The sequence below is a fragment of the Allotabrizicola aquatica (SeqCode) genome, from assembly GCF_965194375.1.
Classification (GTDB): Bacteria; Pseudomonadota; Alphaproteobacteria; order Rhodobacterales; family Rhodobacteraceae; genus Tabrizicola_A; species Tabrizicola_A aquatica.
On the sequence record NZ_CBDAEL010000002.1, the window covers coordinates 314,692 to 336,510 of the forward strand.

A 21,819-nucleotide genomic window follows, 5' to 3' on the forward strand; every position below is an offset into this window, starting at 1 on the left:
GGGAGGGGGGGGGATCGTCTGGCCGTTCGGTGCGCCGGTGGATCGGGGCGCGCGGGTCGGTGGTGAGGGGGCTGTGGGTGGGGGCAACACCGCGTTCACGTCCCCCGTGGTTTCGCCCTCAGCGTCGGTTCCGCCTCGGTTGGGTCTTCGGGCCAAGGGTGGCGGGGGTATTGGCCGCGCATGTCTTTGCGGACGTCCGTGTAGGAGGTCCGCCAGAAGTTGGGGATGTCCAGCGTCACCTGAATGGGCTTTTGCCCCGGTGACAGAAGCGTGACGCGCAGGGGTTTGCGGGCTTGGCCCACGGTGGGGTGCACCGTGACGCCGAACATTTCCTGCAGGCGGATCTCGATCGCGGGGTGGTCGCCGTCATAGTCGATGGGCACCTTGCGACCCAAGGGCGTGGTGAAATGGGCCGGCACGAGGCGGTCAAGCTCGGCCTGTTGGGACCAGTCAAGGCGCGAAAGAAGGGCGTCTTGCAGGTCAAGGTTGCGCAGATCAGCCTCGGTGCGGGCTTTGGTCAGGTGGGGCAAAAGCCAATCCTCGGCAGAGGCAAGGAGCGCCTCATCGCGGCAATCGGGCCATGCCTCACCCCCGGCGCGCGCGAGTTCGATGCGCGCGCGGAGCCGGCGGGCGGCGGGGGTGAAGGTGAGGCCGATCTGGCGCAAGCCCTCCAAGGCGGCCCGCGCCATCGCCTCGGGCGGGGCGTCGGTCCAGGGCTGATCGGCCAAGACCAGCGCGCCAAAGCGTTCCTGACGGCGGGCCAGCACCCGGCCCTCGCGGCGCGACCATTCACACAGGCTGTGCCAGGCGATCTGGTCGCCATGGACGGCGCGCAACTCGGGCTCGGTCAGGGTCAGGGCTTGGCGCACGGCGGCTTCGCGGGTGTCGCCGTCAAGGTCGGTGGCGACGATGAGGCGCGCATTGGCAAGGGGCGTACCGGGGGCCATGAGCGCGCCCTTGCCACCCGACAGGAGCCAGCGCGGCGCATCGCCCTTGCGGCGCAGGCCAATGCGGTCGGGGTAGGCAAGGGCCGCCATCTGGGCGGGTGTGAGGCCGGGATGGCTGGCGGCGGGCGCGGCGCGCGAAAGCCGCTTGGCCTCCTCGCGGATGCGGGCCAAGGTGGGGTGCGAGACGGGCCAAGGATGCGCGGCTTCATATCTGCGCGTGTCGTCAAGGGCTTGCAGGCGCAGGGCAAGATCGGGGGGGGCGCCTTTCAGCGGATCACGCTCGGCCATGAGGGCGGCCAAGGGCGCGGCCCCGGCCCCGGCAAGGGCCAGCATATGCGCCAAGCGCGGATGCAGGGGCAGCGCGGCAAGGGCGCGCCCATGGGCGGTGATGCGGCCACCCTCCAAGGCGCCCAGCCCAGCCAAAAGCGCCTGCGCTTCGGCCAGGACGCCGGGGTTTGGCGGGGTGAGAAAGGGCAGATCGGCGGCCCCCCAAAGGGCAAGCTCCAAGGCAAGGCCGGTCAGATCGGCGGCCTCGATCTCGGCCGGGGGGAAGGGCGCAAGGCCGCCCTCCTCGCCCTTGGTCCAAAAGCGATAGCAGGTGCCGGGTGCCACGCGGCCCGCCCGGCCGCGCCGCTGTTCGGCCTCGGCGCGGGTGACGCGTTCGGTCACCAGCCGCGACATGCCGGAATTGGGGTCAAACCGCGCGCGGCGTGACCGGCCGCCATCAACCACCACGCGGATATCGGGAATGGTGAGCGAGGTCTCGGCAATCGAGGTGGCCAGCACCACCTTGCGCCGCCCCTCGGCCACCGGGGCCAAGGCGGCGCGTTGGGCGGAAAACTCCATGGCACCAAAGAGGGGGCGGATCTCGCAGCCGGGGGGCAGACGGCCCTGCAAGGCGGCCTCGACCCGGCGGATCTCGCCCTCGCCGGGCAGAAAGACCAAGACGCCGCCCTCGGGGCAGTCGTCTACGGCCTGCGCGACGAGCCCGGCCATCGCCGCCTCATAGCGCAAGGTGGCGTCGGGGCTGCGGGGCAGCCAGCGGGTCTCGACCGGATAGGCGCGGCCTTCGGAGGTGATGAGCGGCGCCTCCCCCATCAGGGCGGCCACGGGTGCGGCATCGAGCGTGGCCGACATCACCAAAAGCTGCAAATCCTCGCGCAGGGCGGTGCGGATTTCCAAGGCGAGGGCCAGACCCAGATCAGCGTTCAGGCTGCGCTCGTGAAACTCATCGAAGATCACGCAGCCCACACCGGGCAAGGCGGCGTCGGATTGGATCATCCGGGTCAGGATGCCTTCGGTCACCACCTCGATCCGGGTCGCGGGCGAGACCTTGGCCTCGCCGCGCATGCGGTAACCGACGGTCTGGCCCACAGGCTCGCCCAAGGTCTCGGCCATCCGCTCGGCGGCGGCGCGGGCGGCCAGACGGCGCGGCTCGAGCAGGACAATCCGGCCGGTGATCTGCGGCAAAAGTGCAAGGGGTACGCGGGTGGTCTTGCCCGCGCCGGGTGGAGCCTGCAACACCGCCATCCCGCGCGCAGCCATGGCGGCGGTCAGGGCGGGCAGCGCGTCGTCGATGGGCAGCCGGTCGGGGGGCGCGGTTTGGGTCATCCGCGCCTTATCGGCCATTGGCGCGCGCTTGTCACCGGTTGGACGCCTCCGGCGGGAGTATTTAGGCCAAGATGAAAGACCAGATTTCATCTTGGCGGAAATACTCTGCGGGGGGTGCGGGGGGCGCAAAGCCCCCTGCTTCGCGGCGGACCACTGGCGCTGCCGGCGGGGTTGGGGCAAAAGGGGGCAAAGGGCGAGGGGTTGGCATGATTTCGGCGGAAAGCATCCGGGCGGGCGACAGGCGGGCTTTGGCGCGGGCGATCACTTTGGTCGAAAGCGCGCGGGCGGATCACCGGGCAGAGGCGCTGGCGTTGTTGGCCGCCATCGGGCGCGACCGGCAGGCCTTGCGCATCGGGCTGTCGGGCACGCCGGGGGTGGGCAAATCGACCTTCATCGAGGCCTTTGGCAAGATGTTGACCGGCATGGGCAAGCGGGTGGCGGTTCTGGCGGTGGACCCGTCCTCGGCGCGCTCGGGCGGGTCGATCTTGGGCGATAAGACGCGGATGGAGCTTCTCAGCCGCGATCCTTTGGCCTTTATCCGCCCCTCGCCGTCGCAAGCGCAGATGGGCGGCGTTGCCCGGCGCACGCGGGAGGCGGTGGCCTTGTGTGAGGCGGCGGGGTTTGACGTGGTGTTGATTGAGACCGTGGGGGTTGGCCAGTCAGAGACCATGGTGTCGGAGATGTGCGATCTCTTCCTGCTTTTGTTGGCCCCGGCGGGGGGCGATGAGTTGCAGGGGGTCAAGCGCGGCATCATGGAGATGGCCGATCTGATCTTGGTCAACAAGGCGGACGGGGATTTGAAGCCCGCCGCGACGCGGACGTGCGGGGATTATGCGGGCGCTTTGCGGCTGTTGCGCCGCCGCCCGCAGGACCCTGAGGGGTTCCCCAAGGCGATGATGGTGTCCGCAGTCGAGCAAACCGGCATGGCCGAGGCTTGGGCCGATATGCTAGCTTTGGCCGCGTGGCGGCGCGGGGCGGGGCATTGGGAGGGTCGCCGTGCGGCGCAGGCCCGGCATTGGTTTGAAGAAGAGGTGCGGCAGGGGCTTTTGGCCGCGCTGTTGCGCGAGCCTGCGCGCGGGATCATGGAGCGTTTGGGGGTGCAGGTCGCGGCTGGTCAGACCACGCCCGAATTGGCCGCGGCGGAGATGCTGGGGTTGTTGGGGCGGTGATGGGGTGGCCTGACCGAAGGTGGTAGGGTCCGAAGGATTGGTGTCGCGCCTTGCGGCACTCTGGTCTCGAATGCGCAAGAAACGGGTTGCCGCAGACGGCCCCCCTTGCACATTAAGCGCCTGACATCAGGAGGCTTTGCATGGACCAGATCAAGTTTCTTCCGCTTTCGAGTGATCGGGTGCGCGCCCTGCGAAGTGGCGGGCGTGATGCCTATGATTGCTTGCCAGAGCGCAGCGTCTCGGATGGCGCGGGCAATCCTTGCAGGCATTGTCTCGACTTCATTCCGCAGGGTGCAGAGATGCTGATCTTGGCCTATCGCCCCTTCGACACGGCGCAACCCTATGCCGAGACAGGGCCAATCTTCTTATGTGCCGAGGCTTGCAACGCTTGGTCTGGGCAAGGTCTGCCGCCGATGTTGGACAGCCCGGATTATCTTTTGAAGGGATACACGGCGGATCAGCGGATTCGTTATGGGACGGGCAAGATCGTCGCCAAGGCAGAGATTGCCAGCTATGCGGCCGATCTTTTGGCGCGGGAGGAGATCAGCTTTGTGGATGTGCGATCCGCGCGGAACAATTGCTTTCAAGCCCGGATCGTGCGGGCGGTTTGATCACTGAGTAGGAAATGGGGTCCTTTCGCGGGTGCTAGAACAGGGCGTCATGCCTGCCGCGATCTTTTCGGCCATCATGATGACGGGCGCGTTCAGGTTCGCTGACGGGATGACCGGGAAAATCGACGCATCAACAACGCGCAGACCGTCAAGGCCTTTGACCCGCCCCTCGGTATCGGTGACCCGGCCCATGGCGAGGCTGCAGCTTGGGTGATAGTTCGATTCGCCATTGGCGCGCAGCCAGCTGACGATCTCGGCGTCGGTCTTAGCATCCGCGCTGTCGCCGATCTCGGAACCGAACACCCGCCGGGCCGAGGGTTGGGCCATCAACTCGCGCATCGTGCGCAGCGCCGTGACGGCAAGATTCTGGTCATACTCGGTCTTGGCAATACCCAGACGGAAACCGGGCACTTGTAACGGATCGGCCGACCGCAGCCAGATCCGCCCCTTGCTCGTCGGTCGCTGCAAGGAAAGCGAGCAATGAAACCCTGGACCGACGCGGATGGCATCGTGGCCGAAATAGGGGTTCATCGCCACGCATTCCATCTGGATATCCGCGCGCCCCGTCCCGTCGGTCGAAATCATGGCCCCGGCTTCGAACCAGTTGCTGGCGCCAAGGCCACGCCGGGTGGCAACCCAGGCTGCCCCAATGGCGAGTTGCCCCGCAGGCGACAGCGCTCGGTGCATCGACATGCCTTCGTCCCGTGCCGCCCAGTAAAGTGACAGACAGGTATGGTCCGACAGGCCTTGCCCCACCTCGGGCTGGTCGAGCACCACCTCGATCCCGTGCTGGCGCAGCTCGTCCGCCGGGCCGATGCCGGACAGAATCAGGACCTGCGGCGACATGATCGCACCCGCCGAAAGGATGACCTCGCGCGTGGCCGTTACGTCAATCTTGCGGCCGTTCACCAGAAGGGTCGCGCCAACGCACCGCCCGGCCCGGACCGTCAACCGTGCCACCCGCGCCCCGGTAATGACCGAGACATTTGGCCCCGTCAGCTTGCGCAGATAGACCTGCGAGGTGTTCATCCGTCGCCCGTCCCCGATGTTGCGCTGCTGCCGGTGCATCCCCGTCTGGCTGGCCCCATTTTGGTCATCGTTGAAGCCATGACCCGCCTCGATCCCGGCATCGAGGAAAGCGCGGAACAGCCCATTGTCGCAGGCTGCACGCGTCACCTTGGTCGGTCCATCGCCCCCCCGCCATTGGCTGCCGCCATCTTCGAACGCCTCGGCCTTCTTGAAGAAGGGCAGAACCTCGGCAAAAGACCAGCCCGCGACGCCATGATCCTGCCAGCTGTCGTAGTCCTGTCGGTTGCCTCGCATCCAGTTCATCCCGTTCACCGAGGATGACCCACCAAGAAGCTTGCCGCGCGGCAAATAGACCGGGCGCCCGTCTTCTTGCTCCGAAAAAAGCTTCCAGTTCGTAGCATCTGACAAGAGGGGAAGCCCCATCGCTGCGGGCATCACCACCCCCAACCGCTTGTCGCTGCCACCTGCTTCGACAACGAGGATTCGGGCGGTCGGGTCCTCACCAAGCCGGGCCGCCATCACCGACCCGGCCGAACCAGCACCGACGATCACGTAGTCAAAGCCCTCGGGACCCGCCTCGCCAACGATCCGCATGGCGCCTCCTGTTTCACGATCCGAAAAATCAACACAGCCTATATCTGATGTCACCCGCTGTCGTCGCCATTGTTTCGGCAAAGTGACGGCGCGACTGGCTATTACCCTAGGTTCCAACGAAGAAACGGACAGATTGACCAGTCGCCAGTGACGGTGCGCGGTTGGCAGATCGGACTGGGCCTGTCCTATGGAATCGGCGATCCGCTGACAGTGCCGACCTTCAATGAATGGGAGGCGCCAGGCCAGATGACTGGCAACGCGGGGGCCATTCTGGCGCTTGAGAATTCGCGTGTCGCTGGTTCGATTACTGCTCTTGGCACCATTTCTTGTCGTGACAACTCACCCCCAGCGCCCCTCAAAATCTTCGGGCACCAAGAGGTGTTCGCGCGAGAGGTCCGTGGCCTTTTGCACGCCGCAGAGCGCCATGGTGGTGTCGAGTTCCTTATGAATGATCTCGAGCGCTTTGGTCACGCCTGCCTGCCCCATGGCGCCAAGGCCGTAAAGATAGCTGCGGCCGATGAAGGTGCCTTTGGCCCCCATGGCCAGGGCTTTCAGCACGTCTTGGCCCGAGCGGATGCCGCTGTCGAGATGCACCTCGGTCCGATCCCCTACGGCGCGCACGATCTGCGGCAGCATGCGGATCGAGGACAGCGCGCCATCCAATTGCCGTCCGCCGTGGTTCGACACGATGATCGCATCGGCCCCGGTGTCGGCCGCCATGCGGGCGTCGTCGGCGTCGAGGATGCCTTTCAGGATCAGCTTGCCGCCCCATTGGTCGCGGATGCGTTCCACCTTTTTCCAATCCAGATGCGGGTCAAACTGTTCGTTGGTCCATGAGGTGAGCGAGGCGAGATTACCCACGCCTTTGGCATGGCCCACGATGTTGCGGAAGGTGCGGCGCGGGGTCGCCAGCATACCCAAGGACCACTGCGGTTTCAGCATCATGTCGAGGAGATTGGGCAGGGTCAGTCGGGGCGGTGTCGTCAGCCCGTTCTTCAGGTCTTTGTGGCGCTGGCCGAGGATTTGCAGGTCCAGCGTCAGCACAAGGGCGGAGCATTTCGCGGCCCGCGCCCGTTCAATCAGACCATCAACGAACTCCTCGTCGCGCATGACGTAAAGCTGGACCCAGAAGGGGGTGGGAGAGTGCTCGGCCACGTCTTCGATGGAACAGACCGACATGGTCGAGAGCGTAAAGGGCACACCAAAGGCGGCGGCGGCGCGGGCGGCCTTGATCTCGCCATCGGGCGATTGCATGCCGCAAGAGCCGATAGGCGAGAGGGCGACCGGCATGGCCACTTTCTCGCCGATCATCGTGCTTTCGGTCGAGCGGCCGGTCAGGTCACGCGCCACGCGTTGGCGCAGGCGGATCTTGGCGAAATCGGTGACGTTCTCACGAAAGGTCTGCTCGGTGTAACTGCCCGATTCCGCATAGTCGTAGAACATCTTGGGGGTTTTCTTGACGTAGATCGCCTTGAGATCGTCGATGCAGGTGATGACAGCCATAGCAAACCCCCAAATTTGGTAAGGTGATATTACCAATCAGACAGGCTCACGCAAGCGCTTGACGCACAAAGGATCAAGCCCGCCCTGCGGCAGCGGGGCGGGCGATGGGACAGGTCGTGGATGGCGGTTCTTAGAGATGGCGCTTAGGCCGAATGCGCCCCTGCGGCGAGGGCGGCGACAAAGGCCAGAACCTCGGCAGGGGATTTGCCTGCGCCGATTTCCTTGACGATGGCAGACCCCACCACGCAGCCGTCCGCCACCGAGGCGATGGTGCGGGCCGCTTCGGGGGTGTTGATGCCAAAGCCGACGATGACCGGCAGATCGGTAGATTGCTTGATCCGCGCCACTTCCGGGGCGACATCGGCGGCTTGGGCCGCCGCCGCGCCGGTGATGCCGGTGACCGAGACGTAATAGACAAAGCCCGAGGTGTTTTGCAGCACCGTGGGCAGGCGTTTCGCATCCGTTGTCGGTGTGGCCAGACGGATAAAGTTCAGCCCGGCGGCCTGCGCGGGGATGCAGAGCTCGTCATCTTCTTCGGGCGGCAGGTCGACGACGATCAGCCCGTCGATCCCGGCCTCTTTGGCCTGCTTGAGGAAGAGATCAACGCCGCGCGAATAGATCGGGTTGTAATAGCCCATCAGCACGATCGGCGTGGTGGCATCGGTGGCGCGGAAATCGCGGACCATTTGCAAGGTCGCATCCACCGTCATGCCGTGTTCAAGCGCGCGCTGGCCAGCAAGCTGGATGGTCGGGCCATCGGCCATCGGGTCTGTGAAGGGCAGACCCAGCTCGATGACATCGACGCCCGCGGCGGGAAGGCCGTTCATCACCGCCTGCGCGGTCGCAATGTCGGGATCCCCGGCCATGATATAAGACACGAAGGCCTTTTTGCCCTGCGAGCGCAGGCGCGCGAAAGTGTCGTCAAGTCTGGTCATGGCGGGCCCCTGAGATTCCTTGCCCTGCGGTTTCGCAGGCCGGGGCGGGAAAATCAATGGGGGCGCGGGGCAGGGGTTTCGTTGACAAGCTCACAGGAGACGGTATTGCTGCTTTCGCGCATTTTTTGAGCAAAGCAGCATGAACGACTCCAAATCAAAGAACTCTCATCTTTTGCGCAAGATGCTGGCCATCGCCCTGCTGGTGGTGGCTTTTGTGCTGGCAGCGCTGGTCGCCGCCGTGCCTTGGCTGTCACCGGACAAGCCCGGTATCGCCTTCCTCTTGTGCATCATGGCGGGCTTTTTGCTGATCGGGCGCGCCCTGTGGCGGCCACGGCCTCGGGCCTTTTGGCTGATCGTGGTGGCGGCGGTTTTGCTGGTGCCCGCCGTGGCCTTGTCGCGGGCGTTCGGGCGCATCGACATGCTGGCCATCGTGTTCCACAAAGAGTTTGGCATGCAGGGTGCCACCCTTGCCGGTCTGGAAACACCGATCCTGCAGGGCGTGCTATGTGGCGTGGGGCTGATCTTGATCTTTCTAGGTTTCAGCAGTTTCGGCCGGTGGCAGGCACGCCATTTCGCGCTTGCAGCGCTTGCGGTTCTGGCGATCAACCCGGTGATCCAATATCTGGCAGTGTCGCAGCTGCGCGCAACCGTGCCATCAGATCTTGCCCGGCAATTGTTACAACCATCGCTGGTGCCGGTGACGCCGGGCGATCTGCAACCGGATATCGTGATGATCTACATGGAAAGCACTGATCGGCAGTTTGCCGATCCGGCGGTCTGGGGGGATCTTTATGCGCCGCTAAACGCGCTGGCCGCCGAGGGCATGAATTTCACTCGTGTGGGCCAGATAGTCGGCACCAGTTGGAGTCTTGCGGGCCTTGTGGCCACCAATTGCGCGGTGCCGATCGTGCCCCGCGGTGCGCTTTACCGCGCCAATTTCGAAGAGATCGACGAATTCATGCCCGCGATAACCTGCCTCGGCGATATCCTGGCCGCGCGCAACTATCGGTCTGCCTTTGTGGTCGGCGGTGATCTGGGCTATGGCGGCATTGATACTTTTTTCCGCACCCATCTGATTGACGACATCACCGGCCTACGCGAGCTGCAAGCCGTCTATTCGCCCCAAGAAATCGCCCAGTCGCTGATCGGTTGGGTGCAGGATGATCAGATGGTGTTCGACTTCGCTACCCGCAAGCTGGCCTATCTACAAAGCCAACCGCAGCCCTATGCGCTGTTGGTTGAAACCATCGGTCCGCATGTAGACAACGGGTTGTTGTCGCGGGATTGCACCGATGACGGGCAGGCCACCTTTTCGCGCGATATGAACCGCGTCTTGCGCTGTACCATCGGCGAAACGGTGGCATTTATCACGCATACCCGGGCAAAACAGGCGCGGCTGCGCCCTGAACGGCCCCTCGCGATCGTGCTGATGTCAGATCACCTCAGCATGCATCCTTCCCCCCCAGCCGTTGCGCCCGAATATGACGGGTTCAACACACTTATCATGCTTGGCGCGGGGGCCGAGCCGGGGCTGGTGGTAACCAAACCTGGCAGCATGGTGGATGTGATGCCCACGCTGCTGGACTGGTTTGGCTGGGCGCAAGACCCAGTTGCGGCGGGACTGGGGCGGTCGCTTTTGGGTAGCGCGCCAACCATCGTCGAGCAGAACGGCATCGATGCGCTCGACAGCATGATCGCCACCGATGTCGACCTGGCCAACAAGGTCTGGGCGCCCGGCATAGTGCCCTGATCCTGCCCACCCTGTCCCCACGCTGACTTGCAGCGCAGGTCGGGCTTCGCTATGGCAAGGCCATGATCGCAGGAGGGGCGCACTATGGGTTTCAAGATGGGTATCGTGGGTCTGCCGAATGTGGGCAAGTCGACCCTGTTCAACGCCTTGACCCGCACGGCGGCGGCGCAGGCGGCGAATTTTCCGTTTTGCACCATTGAGCCGAACGTCGGCGAAGTGGCGGTGCCGGATGCGCGGCTGGACAAGCTGGCGGCGATTGCCGGGTCCAAGCAGATCATCCCGACGCGGATGACCTTTGTCGATATTGCGGGGCTGGTCCGGGGCGCGTCGAAGGGCGAGGGCTTGGGCAACCAGTTTCTGGCCAATATTCGCGAATGTGATTCTATTGCCCATGTGCTGCGCTGTTTTGAAGATGGCGACATCACCCATGTCGAGGGCAGGATTGATCCGGTCGCCGATGCCGAGACGATTGAGACCGAGCTTATGCTGGCCGATATGGAAAGCATCGAGCGGCGGTTGACGGCGTTGTCGAAAAAGCTGCGGGGGGGCGATCAGGATACGCTCGACCAAGACCGGCTTTTGCGCGCCGCTTTGGCTGCGCTGAACGCGGGCAAGCCTGCCCGCACGGTGGCGGTTGCGGCCGAGGACCAAAAGCAGTGGCGCATGTTGCAGTTGTTGACGGCGAAGCCCGTGCTTTACGTCTGCAACGTCGAGGAGTCCAAGGCGGCCTCTGGCAACAGCCAGTCTGACCGCGTGGCCGAGATGGCCCGCGCCCAAGGGGCGGCCAGCGTGGTGATCTCGGCCCGGATCGAGGAAGAGATCAGCCAATTGGCCGAGGATGAGGCCGCGATGTTCCTTGAGGAAATGGGGCTGGCCGAGGCGGGCTTGGACCGTCTGATCCGCGCGGGCTATACGCTTTTGGGCCTGCAGACCTATTTCACCGTCGGCCCGAAAGAGGCCCGCGCTTGGACGATTGCCAAGGGCACGCTGGCACCGCAGGCGGCGGGGGTCATTCACGGCGATTTCGAAAAGGGCTTCATCCGGGCTGAGACCGTGGGCTATGACGACTATATCGCCGGCAACGGTGAGGCGGGGGCCAAGGAAGCTGGCAAGTTCCGGGTGGAAGGCAAGACCTATGAGGTCAAGGACGGGGACGTGCTGCACTTCTTGTTCAGCGGTTGAGCAGCCCCCCTCCCCAGCCCTCCCCGACACGGGGGGAGGGAGGCGCGCGATTACTGCGCGGCGAGGTCGCGTTGGGTGGCGAGGAGATGCTCGCTGACCACCGAAAGTGCTAAGGCGGCGGCGCCGTGGGCCCAGAGGAGGTCTCCCCAAGCGTGGATTTCGATCTTGGGGCGGGGGCGGCCGGAGTTGATGGCCAGATTGTCCATCTCGGCCAGCGTTTCGGCGGCGTAGAGGTAGTCATAGCGCATCCGGTCACCCGAGAGGATGATCAGCTCAGGGTCAAAGAGGTTGACCACATTTGACAGCCCGACCGCGAGATAGCGCCCCGCGCGGCGGAAGATCGACCGGGCGGTGGCATTGCCCGCCTTGGCGTGGTCATAGAGGCTTTCCAGCAGCGCGTTGATCGAGAGGGTGTCGGTCGCCGGGCGGTTCAGCGCCGTCGTCGCCTCACGCGCAAGGGCATAGTCGGCGACATAGGCCTCAAGACAGCCGCGCTGGCCGCAGCGGCACAAGGCACCGTCAAGTTCAACCTTGGTGTGGCCGAGCTCCATCCCGAGCCTCCCCGAGCCGCGGAAAATGCGGTGGTTCATCACAAAGCCCATGCCGACGCCGTGTTCGATGGTGACGACGGCAAAGTCTGACAGGCCCCGCCCGGCGCCGAACCACAGTTCGGCCAAGGCCACGAGGTTGGCGTCGTTGTCGATGGTGACAGGCACCCCAATGCGGGCGGTGGCCGCGGCGGCCAGTGGGATGTTGCGCTCATGCAGGACCGAGGACCAATGCACGAGCCCCGCCGCCACATCGACAAAGCCCGGAACGCCGATGCCGATGGCGGACAGGGCTTGCGGGGCGACCCCGGCCTTGGTGCAGACCCGCGCGAGAAGAGTTTCGACGGCGGTCAGAAGCTCGTCCAGCGTCATCGGGCCGGGCTGGCGCGGTACGGCCTCATCCGCCACCAGATTGCCCGCGAAATCGACGATCACGGCGGTATGTTCGCGGTCGGAAAGCTTCATCCCCGCCACCAGATGCGAGGCGGCGCGCACGCCCAAGGCCACGGCGGGCCGACCACGGGCAGATTCGACGTCACGGGGGGCGGCGACCTCTTCGATCAGGCCAGCCTCGATCAATTCGGCGCAGATTGTGGTGACGGAGGCGGGCGAGACGTCCAACTCGCGCGCCAGTGTCACGCGGGGGATGAGGCCTGCGGCGCGGATCCGTTCAAAGATTTGCTGGCGCAAAGGGCGCTGGGTTTCCGTCAGAGGGGGAATCAGTGGACCCACGCCTTTCGGCCGATCCCCCCCTGCCCCGCTGCCGCCCATTTGCGTCATTACTTCAGCCCCCAAACTAAAATAACCCGATCTCACGCGGTTTTCGCCCTAAACTCGCTGCATTGCGGCGAAACCGGATCATTTCTGATGCAAGGCCAGCTTGGACCGTCAAATATATTTTGACAACTGAAATTATTCAGCGCAGCCTGCGTGGGTATCGGCGAATCCGCCGGACCGGCTTTTTGCGGGCCGACATCCATGGGAGGATACACATGCAAAAGGTTCTTATCGCTGCAGTCATGGCAGCGGTTGGCTTTTCGTCAGCGGCGCTGGCTGAAGGCAAGAAAATCGGCGTGAGCTGGGCGCAATTCCAAGAAGAGCGCTGGAAGATCGACGAAGCCGCTATGAAGGCTGCGATCGAAGCTGCCGGCAACGAATACATCTCGGCAGACGCTCAGTCGTCGGCTGAAAAGCAGCTGTCGGACATCGACGCGCTGATCGCTCAGGGCGTGGACGCGCTGATCATCAACGCTTGGGACAAGGACGCCATCGGTCCGGCCATCGAAAAGGCCGCTGCTGAAGGCATTCCGGTCGTCGGCTATGACCGTCTGATCGAAGACAACCGCACCTTCTATCTGACCTTCGACAACGTCGGCGTGGGCCGGATCATCGCTGAGTCGGTCTTCGCTGTGGCGCCCAAGGGCAACTACGCGATCATCAAGGGCGACCCCGGTGACCCGAACGTTGGCTTCCTGCGTCAGGGCATGGAAGAGGTTATCGGCGCCGCTGTGGCATCGGGCGACATCGTGATCGTCGGCGAAGCCAACTCGGACGGCTGGAAGCCGGAGAATGCTCAGAAGAACATGGAGCAGATCCTGACCGCCAACAACAACGCTGTTGACGCCGTTCTGAGCCAGAACGACGGCATGGCCGGTGGCGCTGCAGCGGCTTTGGCTGCACAGGGCCTGAACGTTCCGCTTGGTGGCCAGGACGGCGACTTGGCTGCGATCAACCGCGTGGCACGTGGCACCCAGACCGTTTCGGTTTGGAAGAACGCACGCGATCTGGGTAAAGCCGCTGGCGAAATCGCTTCGTCCTTGGCCGATGGCACCGCTCTGGATGCAATCCCGGGTGCGTCGAAGTTCTCGGGTGGCGAGAAGGGCGTTGAAATGAACGCGATCCTGCTGAACCCGACCCCGATCACCAAGGACACGCTGAATCTGGCGATTGACGCAGGTCACATCTCCAAGGAAGCCGCTTGCGAGGGCGCCATGGAAGGCGTCGCTGCTTGCCAGTGATCTAAGTCTCATCCGGCGCCACCTGATCGGTGGCGCCGGAGTTTTTTTCGAAGTCGGGTGGTCTTGCGCCCCTTGTGGCGTGTCCTTTGCGTGCCGTGCGGCATGCTGGGCAGTCCCGGCAACCTCCCTCTCACAGGTTGGACGAGGTCATGAGCGACACCCCACATTCCCCCCAAACAAATACCAATCCTGAAGGCGCCATTGGCCGTTTTCTGCGTGCAACCGAGATTGACCCTCGCCTGTTGGGCATGGTGGGTGCTTTGTTGCTGATCTGGGTGGCCTTTGAGGCCTACTCCACCTTTGTCTTGGGGCGTCCCTCGCTGCTGTTGGGTGCGGCGCAGGCCGATGCGAACGGCTTTCTGACGCCGCGCAACCTGTGGAACCTTTCGGTGCAGACCGCCTATATCGGGATCATGGCCACGGGCATGGTGTTGGTCATCATCACGCGCAACATTGACCTGTCGGTCGGCTCGATCATGGGCATGGTCGGCATGTATATGGGTCTGTTGCAGGTGGAATGGCTGACACCCGCGCTGGGGCTGGGCCATCCGACGATCTGGATCATCACGGTGATCTTTGGCATCGCCATGGGAGCCTTGATCGGGGCCTTTCAAGGTGTGCTGATCGCGTTTTTGAACATTCCGTCCTTCATCGTCACGCTGGGCGGGCTTTTGGTCTGGCGCGGTGCCGCCTTTTTGGTGGCAGGCGGCAAGACCATTGCGCCCTTGGATGAGACCTTCTCCCTGATCGGCGGCGGGTCTTTCGGGGCGCTGGGGCGCACGGGCAGCTGGATCTTCGGCGTGATCGCCTGCGTCTTTGTGGTCTGGGCCTTTCTCAACAGCCGCAAGTCGCGCCAAAAGCATGGCTTCTCGCTGCGTCCAGTTTGGGCTGAGACCTTTGTGATTGGTCTGGTGTGCAGCGTGATCATTGGGGCGACCGCGCTGGTGAACGCCTATATCTGGCCGATTGGGAACATTCAGAAATACTATGCAAGCATCGGGGCAGAGGTTCCGGCCTGCGCCCAAAAGGGCGGCGACATCTACAGTGATGTCTGCGCCAGCTTTGGCCATGGCTTTGCCTATCCGGTCCTGATCATGATTGTGGTGGCCATTTTTATGACCGTCTTGATGACCCGCACCCGCTTTGGTCGCTATGTCTTTGCCATCGGCGGCAACCCGGAAGCTGCGGCCCTGTCGGGCATCAACACGCAGATGATGACGGTCAAGATCTTTACCCTGATGGGCGGCCTTGCGGGCATCGCCGCTGTCATCGGGGCGGCACGCCAGAACAGCGCCACCAATGCGATGGGCAATCTGGACGAGCTTTACGTCATCGCCGCCGCCGTGGTTGGCGGCACCTCGCTGGCGGGGGGGGTTGGCACGATCTATGGCGCGATCATCGGCGCCTTGATCCTGACCTCCTTGCAGACCGGGATGGTGCTGATCGGCTTTGGCGACGGGTCGTATCAGCGCATCGTGATCGGCGTGGCGCTGGTTCTGGCCGTGTGGCTGGACATCGTTTACCGCAAACGCATCAAGTAAGGGGCCAAGATCATGGTAGACAGAACCGGAACCCCGCTTGTCGAGCTGCGCGACATCTCGATTGCTTTTGGCGGTATCAAGGCCGTGGATCACGTCACGGTGGACCTGTTCCCCGGCGAGGTTGTGGGCCTTTTGGGCCATAACGGCGCGGGGAAATCGACGCTGATCAAGTGCCTGTCGGGCGCTTACAAGAAAGACGCAGGCCAGATCCTGATCAACGGCGAAGAGGTGGAGATCAACGATCCCCGCGACGCGCGCGGCTATAACATCGAGACGATCTACCAGACGCTGGCCTTGGCCGACAATCTGGATGCGGCGTCGAACCTGTTTCTGGGCCGCGAGCTGGTCGGCGCGATGGGCTTTGTCGACGAGACCGCGATGGAGGCCGAAACCCGCAAGATCATGGGGCGGCTGAACCCGAACTTCCGCAAGTTCAACGTGCCGGTGAACATGCTGTCGGGTGGCCAGCGCCAATCGGTCGCCATTGCGCGGGCGGTCTATTTCAACGCCAAGATCCTGATCATGGACGAACCCACCGCCGCCCTTGGCCCGCATGAAACGCAGATGGTGGCCGAGCTTATTCAGGAGCTGAAGGCGCAGGGCTTGGGCATTTTCCTGATCGAGCATGACATTCACAACGTGATGAAGCTCTGTGATCGGGCGGTGGTGATGAAAAACGGCCAGCGCGTTGGCACGGTGAATGTGAACGAAGTCACCGATGACGACATTCTGGGCATGATCATCATGGGCAAAAAGCCACCGCAGGCCTACTGACATGTTCCTTGGGTTGGACCTTGGCACTTCGGGGCTGAAGGGCATTCTCATCAATGACCGCCAAGAGGTGCTGGCCGAGGCATCGGCCCCGCTGACGGTGAGCCGCCCTGCCGAGGGCTGGTCAGAGCAAGAGCCATCGCATTGGATTGCGGCGGCGGAGACTGTGCTGGACAAGCTGGCCGGGTTTGGGTTGGGCAAGGTGCAAGGCATTGGGCTGTCGGGCCATATGCATGGCGCGACGCTCTTGGATGCGTCGGACAATGTGCTGCGGCCTTGCATCTTGTGGAATGACACGCGTGCCCATGTTGAGGCGGCGCGGCTGGACGCTGATCCGCGGTTTCGGGCGCTGTCGGGCAATATCGTGTTTCCGGGGTTTACCGCGCCAAAGCTGGATTGGGTGCGGGCGCATGAGCCGGGCGTTTGGGCCAAGGTGGCCAAGGTTTTACTGCCGAAGGATTATCTGCGGCTGTGGCTGATCGGCGATCATGTGGCCGAGATGTCGGATGCGGCGGGGACTTCGTGGCTAGACACGGGCGCGCGCGATTGGTCGGATGATCTTTTGGCCGCGACCGGGCTTTCGCGTGCGCAGATGCCGCGTTTGGTTGAAGGCTCGGCGGTGTCGGGGGTGTTGCGCGACACGTTGGCGGAACGCTGGGGCATGGGCCGGGTGGTGGTCGCAGGTGGGGGTGGCGACAATGCCGCCTCGGGCGTGGGGGTTGGCGTGGTGCGGGCGGGCGAGGCCTTTGTGTCTTTGGGCACAAGTGGTGTGCTCTTCGCGGCAAATGACGGTTATCAGCCTGATCCGGCGACCGCGGTGCATACGTTCTGCCATGCGTTGCCGGGGTCATGGCACCAGATGGGCGTGATCTTGGCCGCGACCGATGCCTTGAACTGGTATGGCCGCTTTGTCGGCCAAGATGCGGCGGCGCTGACGGGTGCGCTTGGCGCGCTGCAGGCGCCGGGCAAGCCTTTGTTCCTGCCCTATCTGGGTGGGGAGCGGACGCCTTTGAACGATGCCGCCATTCGCGGGTCTTTCATGGGGCTTGAGCATGCCACCGACACCGCCGCAGGCACCCGTGCGGTGCTGGAAGGTGTGACCTTTGCCCTGCGCGATTGCCGCGATGCCTTGGCCGCCACCGGCACCAAGATTGAGCGGTTGCTGGCCGTTGGCGGCGGGTCGCGGTCGGACTATTGGCTGCGCGCCATTGCCACGGCGCTGGAGGTGCCAGTTGATCTGCCCGTTGCGGGCGATTTCGGCGGTGCCTTTGGCGCGGCGCGGCTGGGCCTGATGGCCGCCACCGGGGCCGGGGCCGAGATTGCCACGCGCCCGAAGATTGCGCGCTCGGTCGATCCGGACCGCGCGCTTGTTGATGCCTTTGGCGCGGGCCATGCCCGGTTCCGTGCCGCCCAAACCGCCCTGCGGGGCTGCCAGATCTAAGGACATATCATGCCCGGCTATTTCCACGGCATTCCGGCCATTCGTTACGAAGGCCCCGGTTCCACCAATGAGTTTGCCTTCCGCCATTACAACCCCGATGAGGTGGTGATGGGCAAGCGGATGGAGGAGCATCTGCGCTTTGCCGTCGCCTATTGGCACTCTTTTGCCTATCAGGGCGGTGATCCGTTTGGCGGGCAGACCCTGCAACGCCCGTGGTTTGCCGATACGATGGCAGCGGCCAAGGCCAAGGCGGATGCGGCGTTTGAGTTGTTCGATATTCTGGGCGTGCCCTTTTACTGCTTCCACGATGCCGATGTGCGCCCCGAAGGCGCGACATTCGCCGAGAGCAAGCGCAACCTTGATGAGATCGTTGACTATTTCGCGCAAAAGCAGGGCCAGCATAAGGCCAAGCTGTTGTGGGGCACCTCAAACCTTTTCAGCCATCGGCGCTGGATGTCGGGGGCGGCCACCAACCCCGATCCGGATGTCTATGCCTATGCGGCGGCGACGGTGAAGGCCAATCTGGACGCCACGCACAAACTGGGTGGGGCGAACTATGTGCTGTGGGGCGGGCGTGAGGGGTATGAGACGCTGCTCAACACCGATCTGTCCGCCGAGCGGGCGCACGCGGGGCGGTTCTTGCAGCAGGTGGTCGAGTACAAGCACAAGATCGGCTTCAAGGGCACGATCCTGATCGAGCCGAAGCCGCAAGAGCCGTCGAAGCATCAGTATGATTATGACGTGGCCACGGTTTACGGGTTCCTCAAGGATTTCGGTCTGGAGAATGAGGTCAAGGTGAACATCGAACAGGGCCATGCCATTCTGGCGGGCCATTCGTTTGAGCATGAGATTGCCACGGCGGCGTCCTTGGGAATTTTCGGGTCGATCGACATGAACCGCAATGATTACCAGTCGGGCTGGGACACCGACCAGTTCCCGAACAACCACGCCGAAAAGGCGCTGGCGTTTTATGAGATCCTGCGGGCGGGCGGTTACACCACCGGCGGCACCAATTTTGACGCCAAGATCCGGCGGCAGTCTTTGGATGCCGAAGATCTGGTCTTGGCCCATGTGGGCGGGATGGACACCTGCGCGCGGGCGCTGAAATCGGCGGCGGCGCTGTTGGAAAGCGGCGAGTTGGAAGCCGCGCGCAAGGCGCGGTATGCGGGCTGGACGACGCCTGCGGCCAAGGCCATGCTGGCAGGCGGGCTTGAGGCGGCGGCGGCGCGTGTCGCTGCGGAAGGGCTGGAGCCCGAGCCGAAATCGGGCCGGCAAGAGCGATTGGAAAACATGTGGAACCGTTACGTATGACCCCGTCCCGCCGCCGTTTCCTGCAAGGGGCGGCGGCCTGCGGTCTGGCCGCGCTGCCGCTGCCTGCCCTGGCCGAGACCCGGGCGGCGGAGGCGGTCTTGGGCCAGTGGTATCGGCTGTTGATCGAGTTGATCCGCAACACCGCCACCTATTCGCCCCCGGTGGCGGCGCGGTCTTTTGCCTATCTGGGCATCACCGCCTTTGAGGCTTTGGCCACGGGCAATGCAAGCTTGCGCAGCCTTGCGGGCCAAGTGCCAGAGCTTGCCCCCCTGCCCGCCCGCGAGGCCGCCCCGCATGACGAGGCGCTGGTGCTGGATGCCGCCCTTGGGGCGGCGATGGCGGTTTTGTTCGGCAATACCGGCCCGATGGGCCTGCGCGCGATGGAGGCGATGCGGACGGACATGGCTGCGACACTGGAGGCGGGGCTGGGCCCTGATCTCGTGGCGCGGAGCCGCACGCATGGCGCGGCGGTGGCGCAGCATATTCTGGACTGGGCGGCCGGCGATGGCGGCGCGGTCATTGAAAACATGGGCTTTCCCAAGGCGTATACCTTGGGCGACAAGCCCGAAAGCTGGCGGCCCACCTCGACCATCGGGGTGCAGCAAAAGCCCTTGTTGCCGCATTGGGGCACGAACCGACCCTTTGCCATTCCGACGGACGGCGCCTGCGGGCTGCCGCCACCGCCACCCTACAGCGAGGAGCCCGGATCGGAGTTCCATGCGCAGGCGATGGCGACCTATCAGGCGTCAAAAAACCTGACCGACGAGCACAAAGCCATCGCGCGGTTCTGGTCGGATGATCCGATGATGTCGCCCACCCCGCCGGGGCATTGGGTGTCGATCATGCTGGACATTTTCGACCGCGACGCCCCCCCGGTGGAGCGCCGGGCCGAGGTGCTGGCCCTGCTGGGCATGGCGATTTCGGACGGGTTCATTCAGAACTGGCGGTCGAAGTATGAGCATGACCTGTTGCGCCCGGTCACCTATATCCGCCGGGTGATGGATCCCGATTGGGAGCCGATGCTGATCACCCCGCCGTTTCCAGAATACCCGTCGGGCCATTCCACCCAATCGGGTGCGGCGGCGGGGGTCTTGGAGGGGCTTTACGGGCCGGGCTTTGCCTTTGACGACCACACGCATGAGGAGGATGGCTTGGGCGTGCGGTCCTTTGCCGGGTTCCGCGAGGCCGCTGAGGAGGCTGCGATGTCGCGGCTTTATGGCGGCATCCATTATCCGATGGCCAATGAGAACGGGCTGGCACAGGGGGCTTGTGTGGCAGGGCATATTCTGGGGCTGAAAACCCGTGCGTAAGTTGGTGCTTCTGACGCTCTTGGCGAGCCCCGCTCTGGCCGAAGACCCGGCCCTGCCGACTTACGTCGAGGAGACCGCGACATCGGGCATCACCACCGCCTATACCGGCGACTGGCAATACATGGTCGGCGGCGGCGCGGCGGTGTTTGACTGCGACGGCGATGCGCGGCTGGATGTGTTCATCGCGGGCGGTGAGGGGCCTGCGGGGATGTATCGCAACATGTCAGAGCCGGGGGGCGCTTTGCGCTTTGAACCGGTCGACGGGCTGGGGCTGACGGCGGTGACGGGGGCCTATCCGTTGGACGTCGACAGCGACGGGATCACCGATCTGGCGGTGCTGCGGATTGGGGAAAACCATCTGATGCGCGGGCTTGGCGATTGCCGGTTTGAAGATGCCAATGCCACTTGGGGCTTTGACGGGGGCGATGCGTGGTCCACCGCCTTTGCCGCGACGTGGGAGGCGGGGCAGGATTGGCCGACGCTTGCTGTGGGCAATTATGTTGACCGCTTTGAAGAGGCCTTCCCGTGGGGGTCTTGCACTGACAATTGGCTGCACCGCCCCAGTTCAAGCGAGCCGAAAGGCGCGGGCTTTGCAGCGCCCCTGCCCCTGACCCCCAGCCATTGCGCACTGTCGATCCTCTTTTCGGATTGGTCCGGCACCGGCGTGCGCGATCTGCGGGTGTCAAACGACCGGCAGTATTACAAGGGCGGGCAAGAGCAACTGTGGCATATGGAGGCCACCCCACGCTTGTGGACCGAGGCTGAGGGTTGGCAGCGGTTGCGCATCTGGGGGATGGGCATTGCGGCCCATGACCTGAATGCTGACGGGTTCAACGAATATTACCTCACCTCGATGGCCGACAACAAATTGCAGGTGCTTGACCCCAAGGCGGGCGGCTTGCCGCGCTATAAGGATCAGGCGTTCAAGCGCGGGGTGACGGCACATATGCCGTTCACCGGCGAGGATGCGCGCCCCTCGACCGCGTGGCATGCGCAGTTTGAGGATGTGAACAACGATGCGTTGGCAGATCTTTATGTGGTGAAGGGCAATGTTTCGACCATGCCCGACTTTGCCGCCAAGGATCCCAACAACCTCTTCCTGCAGCGCACCGATGGCAGTTTCCTTGAGGCAGGCGCGCAGGCCTTGAGCTTTGCCACCGGGCGCGGCGGGGCGGTGGCGGATTTCAACAGTGACGGGATGCTGGATCTCTTGGCCGTGAACCGTTGGGAGACGGCGCAGATTTGGCGCAATGTCTCGGAAGGTTTGGGCGGGTTCATCACGGTCGACCCGGTGCAAAGCGGAGCCAATCGCAACGCGGTGGGGGCGTGGATTGAGGTGCGGACCGATCAGGGATTGCAGCGCCGCGAGGTGACCGTGGGCGGTGGGCATCTGTCAGGCGTGCTGGCGCCGTGGCATTTCGGGATTGGCACCGCCGGGGCTGCCGAGGTGCGGGTGATCTGGCCGGATGGTGTCGTGTCGGAGTGGGTTCAGGCGCGGCCGGGTGAGGCTGTGGAGATGAAGCGCTAGGCAGGGCGCTCCTCGTCGAG

At 64.1% G+C, this 21,819-nt stretch carries 16 protein-coding genes; 11 read left to right on the plus strand and 5 right to left on the minus strand.

Translation table 11 applies throughout. From position 1 onward, the window contains the following. Positions 1-95: 95 nt before the first annotated feature. Entirely contained in the window at positions 96-2,576 is a 2,481-nt protein-coding gene (gene hrpB / locus AC72UB_RS04240; RefSeq protein WP_505188658.1) for an ATP-dependent helicase HrpB, read from the minus strand. 188 nt (positions 2,577-2,764) lie between these two features. Here hrpB and meaB point away from each other — a divergent pair, with 188 nt between their 5' ends. Together meaB and AC72UB_RS04250 are read left to right on the plus strand one after the other, a co-directional pair. Next, positions 2,765-3,727: a methylmalonyl Co-A mutase-associated GTPase MeaB gene (gene meaB / locus AC72UB_RS04245; protein WP_505188659.1), complete on the plus strand. Its 963-nt coding sequence runs from the start codon at positions 2,765-2,767 to the stop codon at positions 3,725-3,727. A gap of 140 nt (positions 3,728-3,867) precedes the next feature. Next, positions 3,868-4,338 (plus strand): DUF1203 domain-containing protein, encoded by a 471-nt coding sequence (locus tag AC72UB_RS04250; protein WP_505188660.1) that lies wholly within the window; start codon positions 3,868-3,870, stop codon positions 4,336-4,338. On the opposite strand, the gene AC72UB_RS04255 is transcribed toward AC72UB_RS04250, so the two are convergent. From AC72UB_RS04255 to trpA, 3 genes are all read right to left on the minus strand, one after another. Next, the gene (locus AC72UB_RS04255) at positions 4,339-5,961 is read right to left on the minus strand and encodes a GMC family oxidoreductase N-terminal domain-containing protein (RefSeq protein ID WP_505188661.1); all 1,623 of its coding nucleotides are present in this window, start codon (positions 5,959-5,961) and stop codon (positions 4,339-4,341) included. Between the two features lie 339 nt (positions 5,962-6,300). After that, positions 6,301-7,464, minus strand: a complete 1,164-nt coding sequence (locus tag AC72UB_RS04260) for an alpha-hydroxy acid oxidase (protein ID WP_505188662.1) — start codon at positions 7,462-7,464, stop codon at positions 6,301-6,303. A gap of 143 nt (positions 7,465-7,607) precedes the next feature. Beyond that, complete coding sequence (gene trpA, locus AC72UB_RS04265) at positions 7,608-8,399, minus strand: tryptophan synthase subunit alpha (protein ID WP_505188663.1); 792 nt, start codon at positions 8,397-8,399, stop codon at positions 7,608-7,610. Positions 8,400-8,538: 139 nt separating this feature from the next. On the opposite strand from trpA, the gene AC72UB_RS04270 reads away from it, so the two are divergent. Both AC72UB_RS04270 and ychF read left to right on the plus strand, forming a co-directional pair. Then, on the plus strand, positions 8,539-10,149 hold the full coding sequence (locus AC72UB_RS04270; RefSeq protein WP_505188664.1) for a sulfatase-like hydrolase/transferase: 1,611 nt from the start codon (positions 8,539-8,541) through the stop codon (positions 10,147-10,149). Positions 10,150-10,233: 84 nt separating this feature from the next. After that, on the plus strand, positions 10,234-11,331 hold the full coding sequence (ychF, locus tag AC72UB_RS04275; protein ID WP_505188665.1) for a redox-regulated ATPase YchF: 1,098 nt from the start codon (positions 10,234-10,236) through the stop codon (positions 11,329-11,331). Between the two features lie 50 nt (positions 11,332-11,381). On the opposite strand, the gene AC72UB_RS04280 is transcribed toward ychF, so the two are convergent. After that, on the minus strand, positions 11,382-12,659 hold the full coding sequence (locus AC72UB_RS04280; RefSeq protein ID WP_505188666.1) for an ROK family protein: 1,278 nt from the start codon (positions 12,657-12,659) through the stop codon (positions 11,382-11,384). Between the two features lie 212 nt (positions 12,660-12,871). Here AC72UB_RS04280 and AC72UB_RS04285 point away from each other — a divergent pair, with 212 nt between their 5' ends. The 7 genes from AC72UB_RS04285 (at position 12,872) to AC72UB_RS04315 (ending at position 21,799) form a co-directional block, all read left to right on the plus strand. Further along, entirely contained in the window at positions 12,872-13,897 is a 1,026-nt protein-coding gene (locus AC72UB_RS04285; protein WP_463290959.1) for a substrate-binding domain-containing protein, read from the plus strand. Positions 13,898-14,046: 149 nt separating this feature from the next. Further along, on the plus strand, positions 14,047-15,438 hold the full coding sequence (locus AC72UB_RS04290) for a sugar ABC transporter permease (protein WP_505188667.1): 1,392 nt from the start codon (positions 14,047-14,049) through the stop codon (positions 15,436-15,438). A 12-nt stretch (positions 15,439-15,450) separates the two neighbouring features. After that, the gene (locus AC72UB_RS04295) at positions 15,451-16,212 is read left to right on the plus strand and encodes an ATP-binding cassette domain-containing protein (RefSeq protein ID WP_505188668.1); all 762 of its coding nucleotides are present in this window, start codon (positions 15,451-15,453) and stop codon (positions 16,210-16,212) included. A 1-nt stretch (position 16,213) separates the two neighbouring features. Continuing rightward, positions 16,214-17,650 (plus strand): xylulokinase, encoded by a 1,437-nt coding sequence (gene xylB / locus AC72UB_RS04300; protein WP_505188669.1) that lies wholly within the window; start codon positions 16,214-16,216, stop codon positions 17,648-17,650. Between the two features lie 9 nt (positions 17,651-17,659). After that, a complete protein-coding gene (gene xylA, locus AC72UB_RS04305) occupies positions 17,660-18,961 on the plus strand; it encodes a xylose isomerase (protein ID WP_505188670.1) in 1,302 nt (433 codons plus the stop codon). Beyond that, positions 18,958-20,271: a vanadium-dependent haloperoxidase gene (locus AC72UB_RS04310; protein WP_505188671.1), complete on the plus strand. Its 1,314-nt coding sequence runs from the start codon at positions 18,958-18,960 to the stop codon at positions 20,269-20,271. Before xylA ends, AC72UB_RS04310 begins: the two co-directional genes overlap by 4 nt. Beyond that, positions 20,264-21,799 carry a CRTAC1 family protein gene (locus AC72UB_RS04315; protein WP_505188672.1) on the plus strand — a complete coding sequence of 512 codons (1,536 nt, stop codon included), beginning with the start codon at positions 20,264-20,266 and terminating at the stop codon, positions 21,797-21,799. Before AC72UB_RS04310 ends, AC72UB_RS04315 begins: the two co-directional genes overlap by 8 nt. Positions 21,800-21,819: the final 20 nt, after the last annotated feature.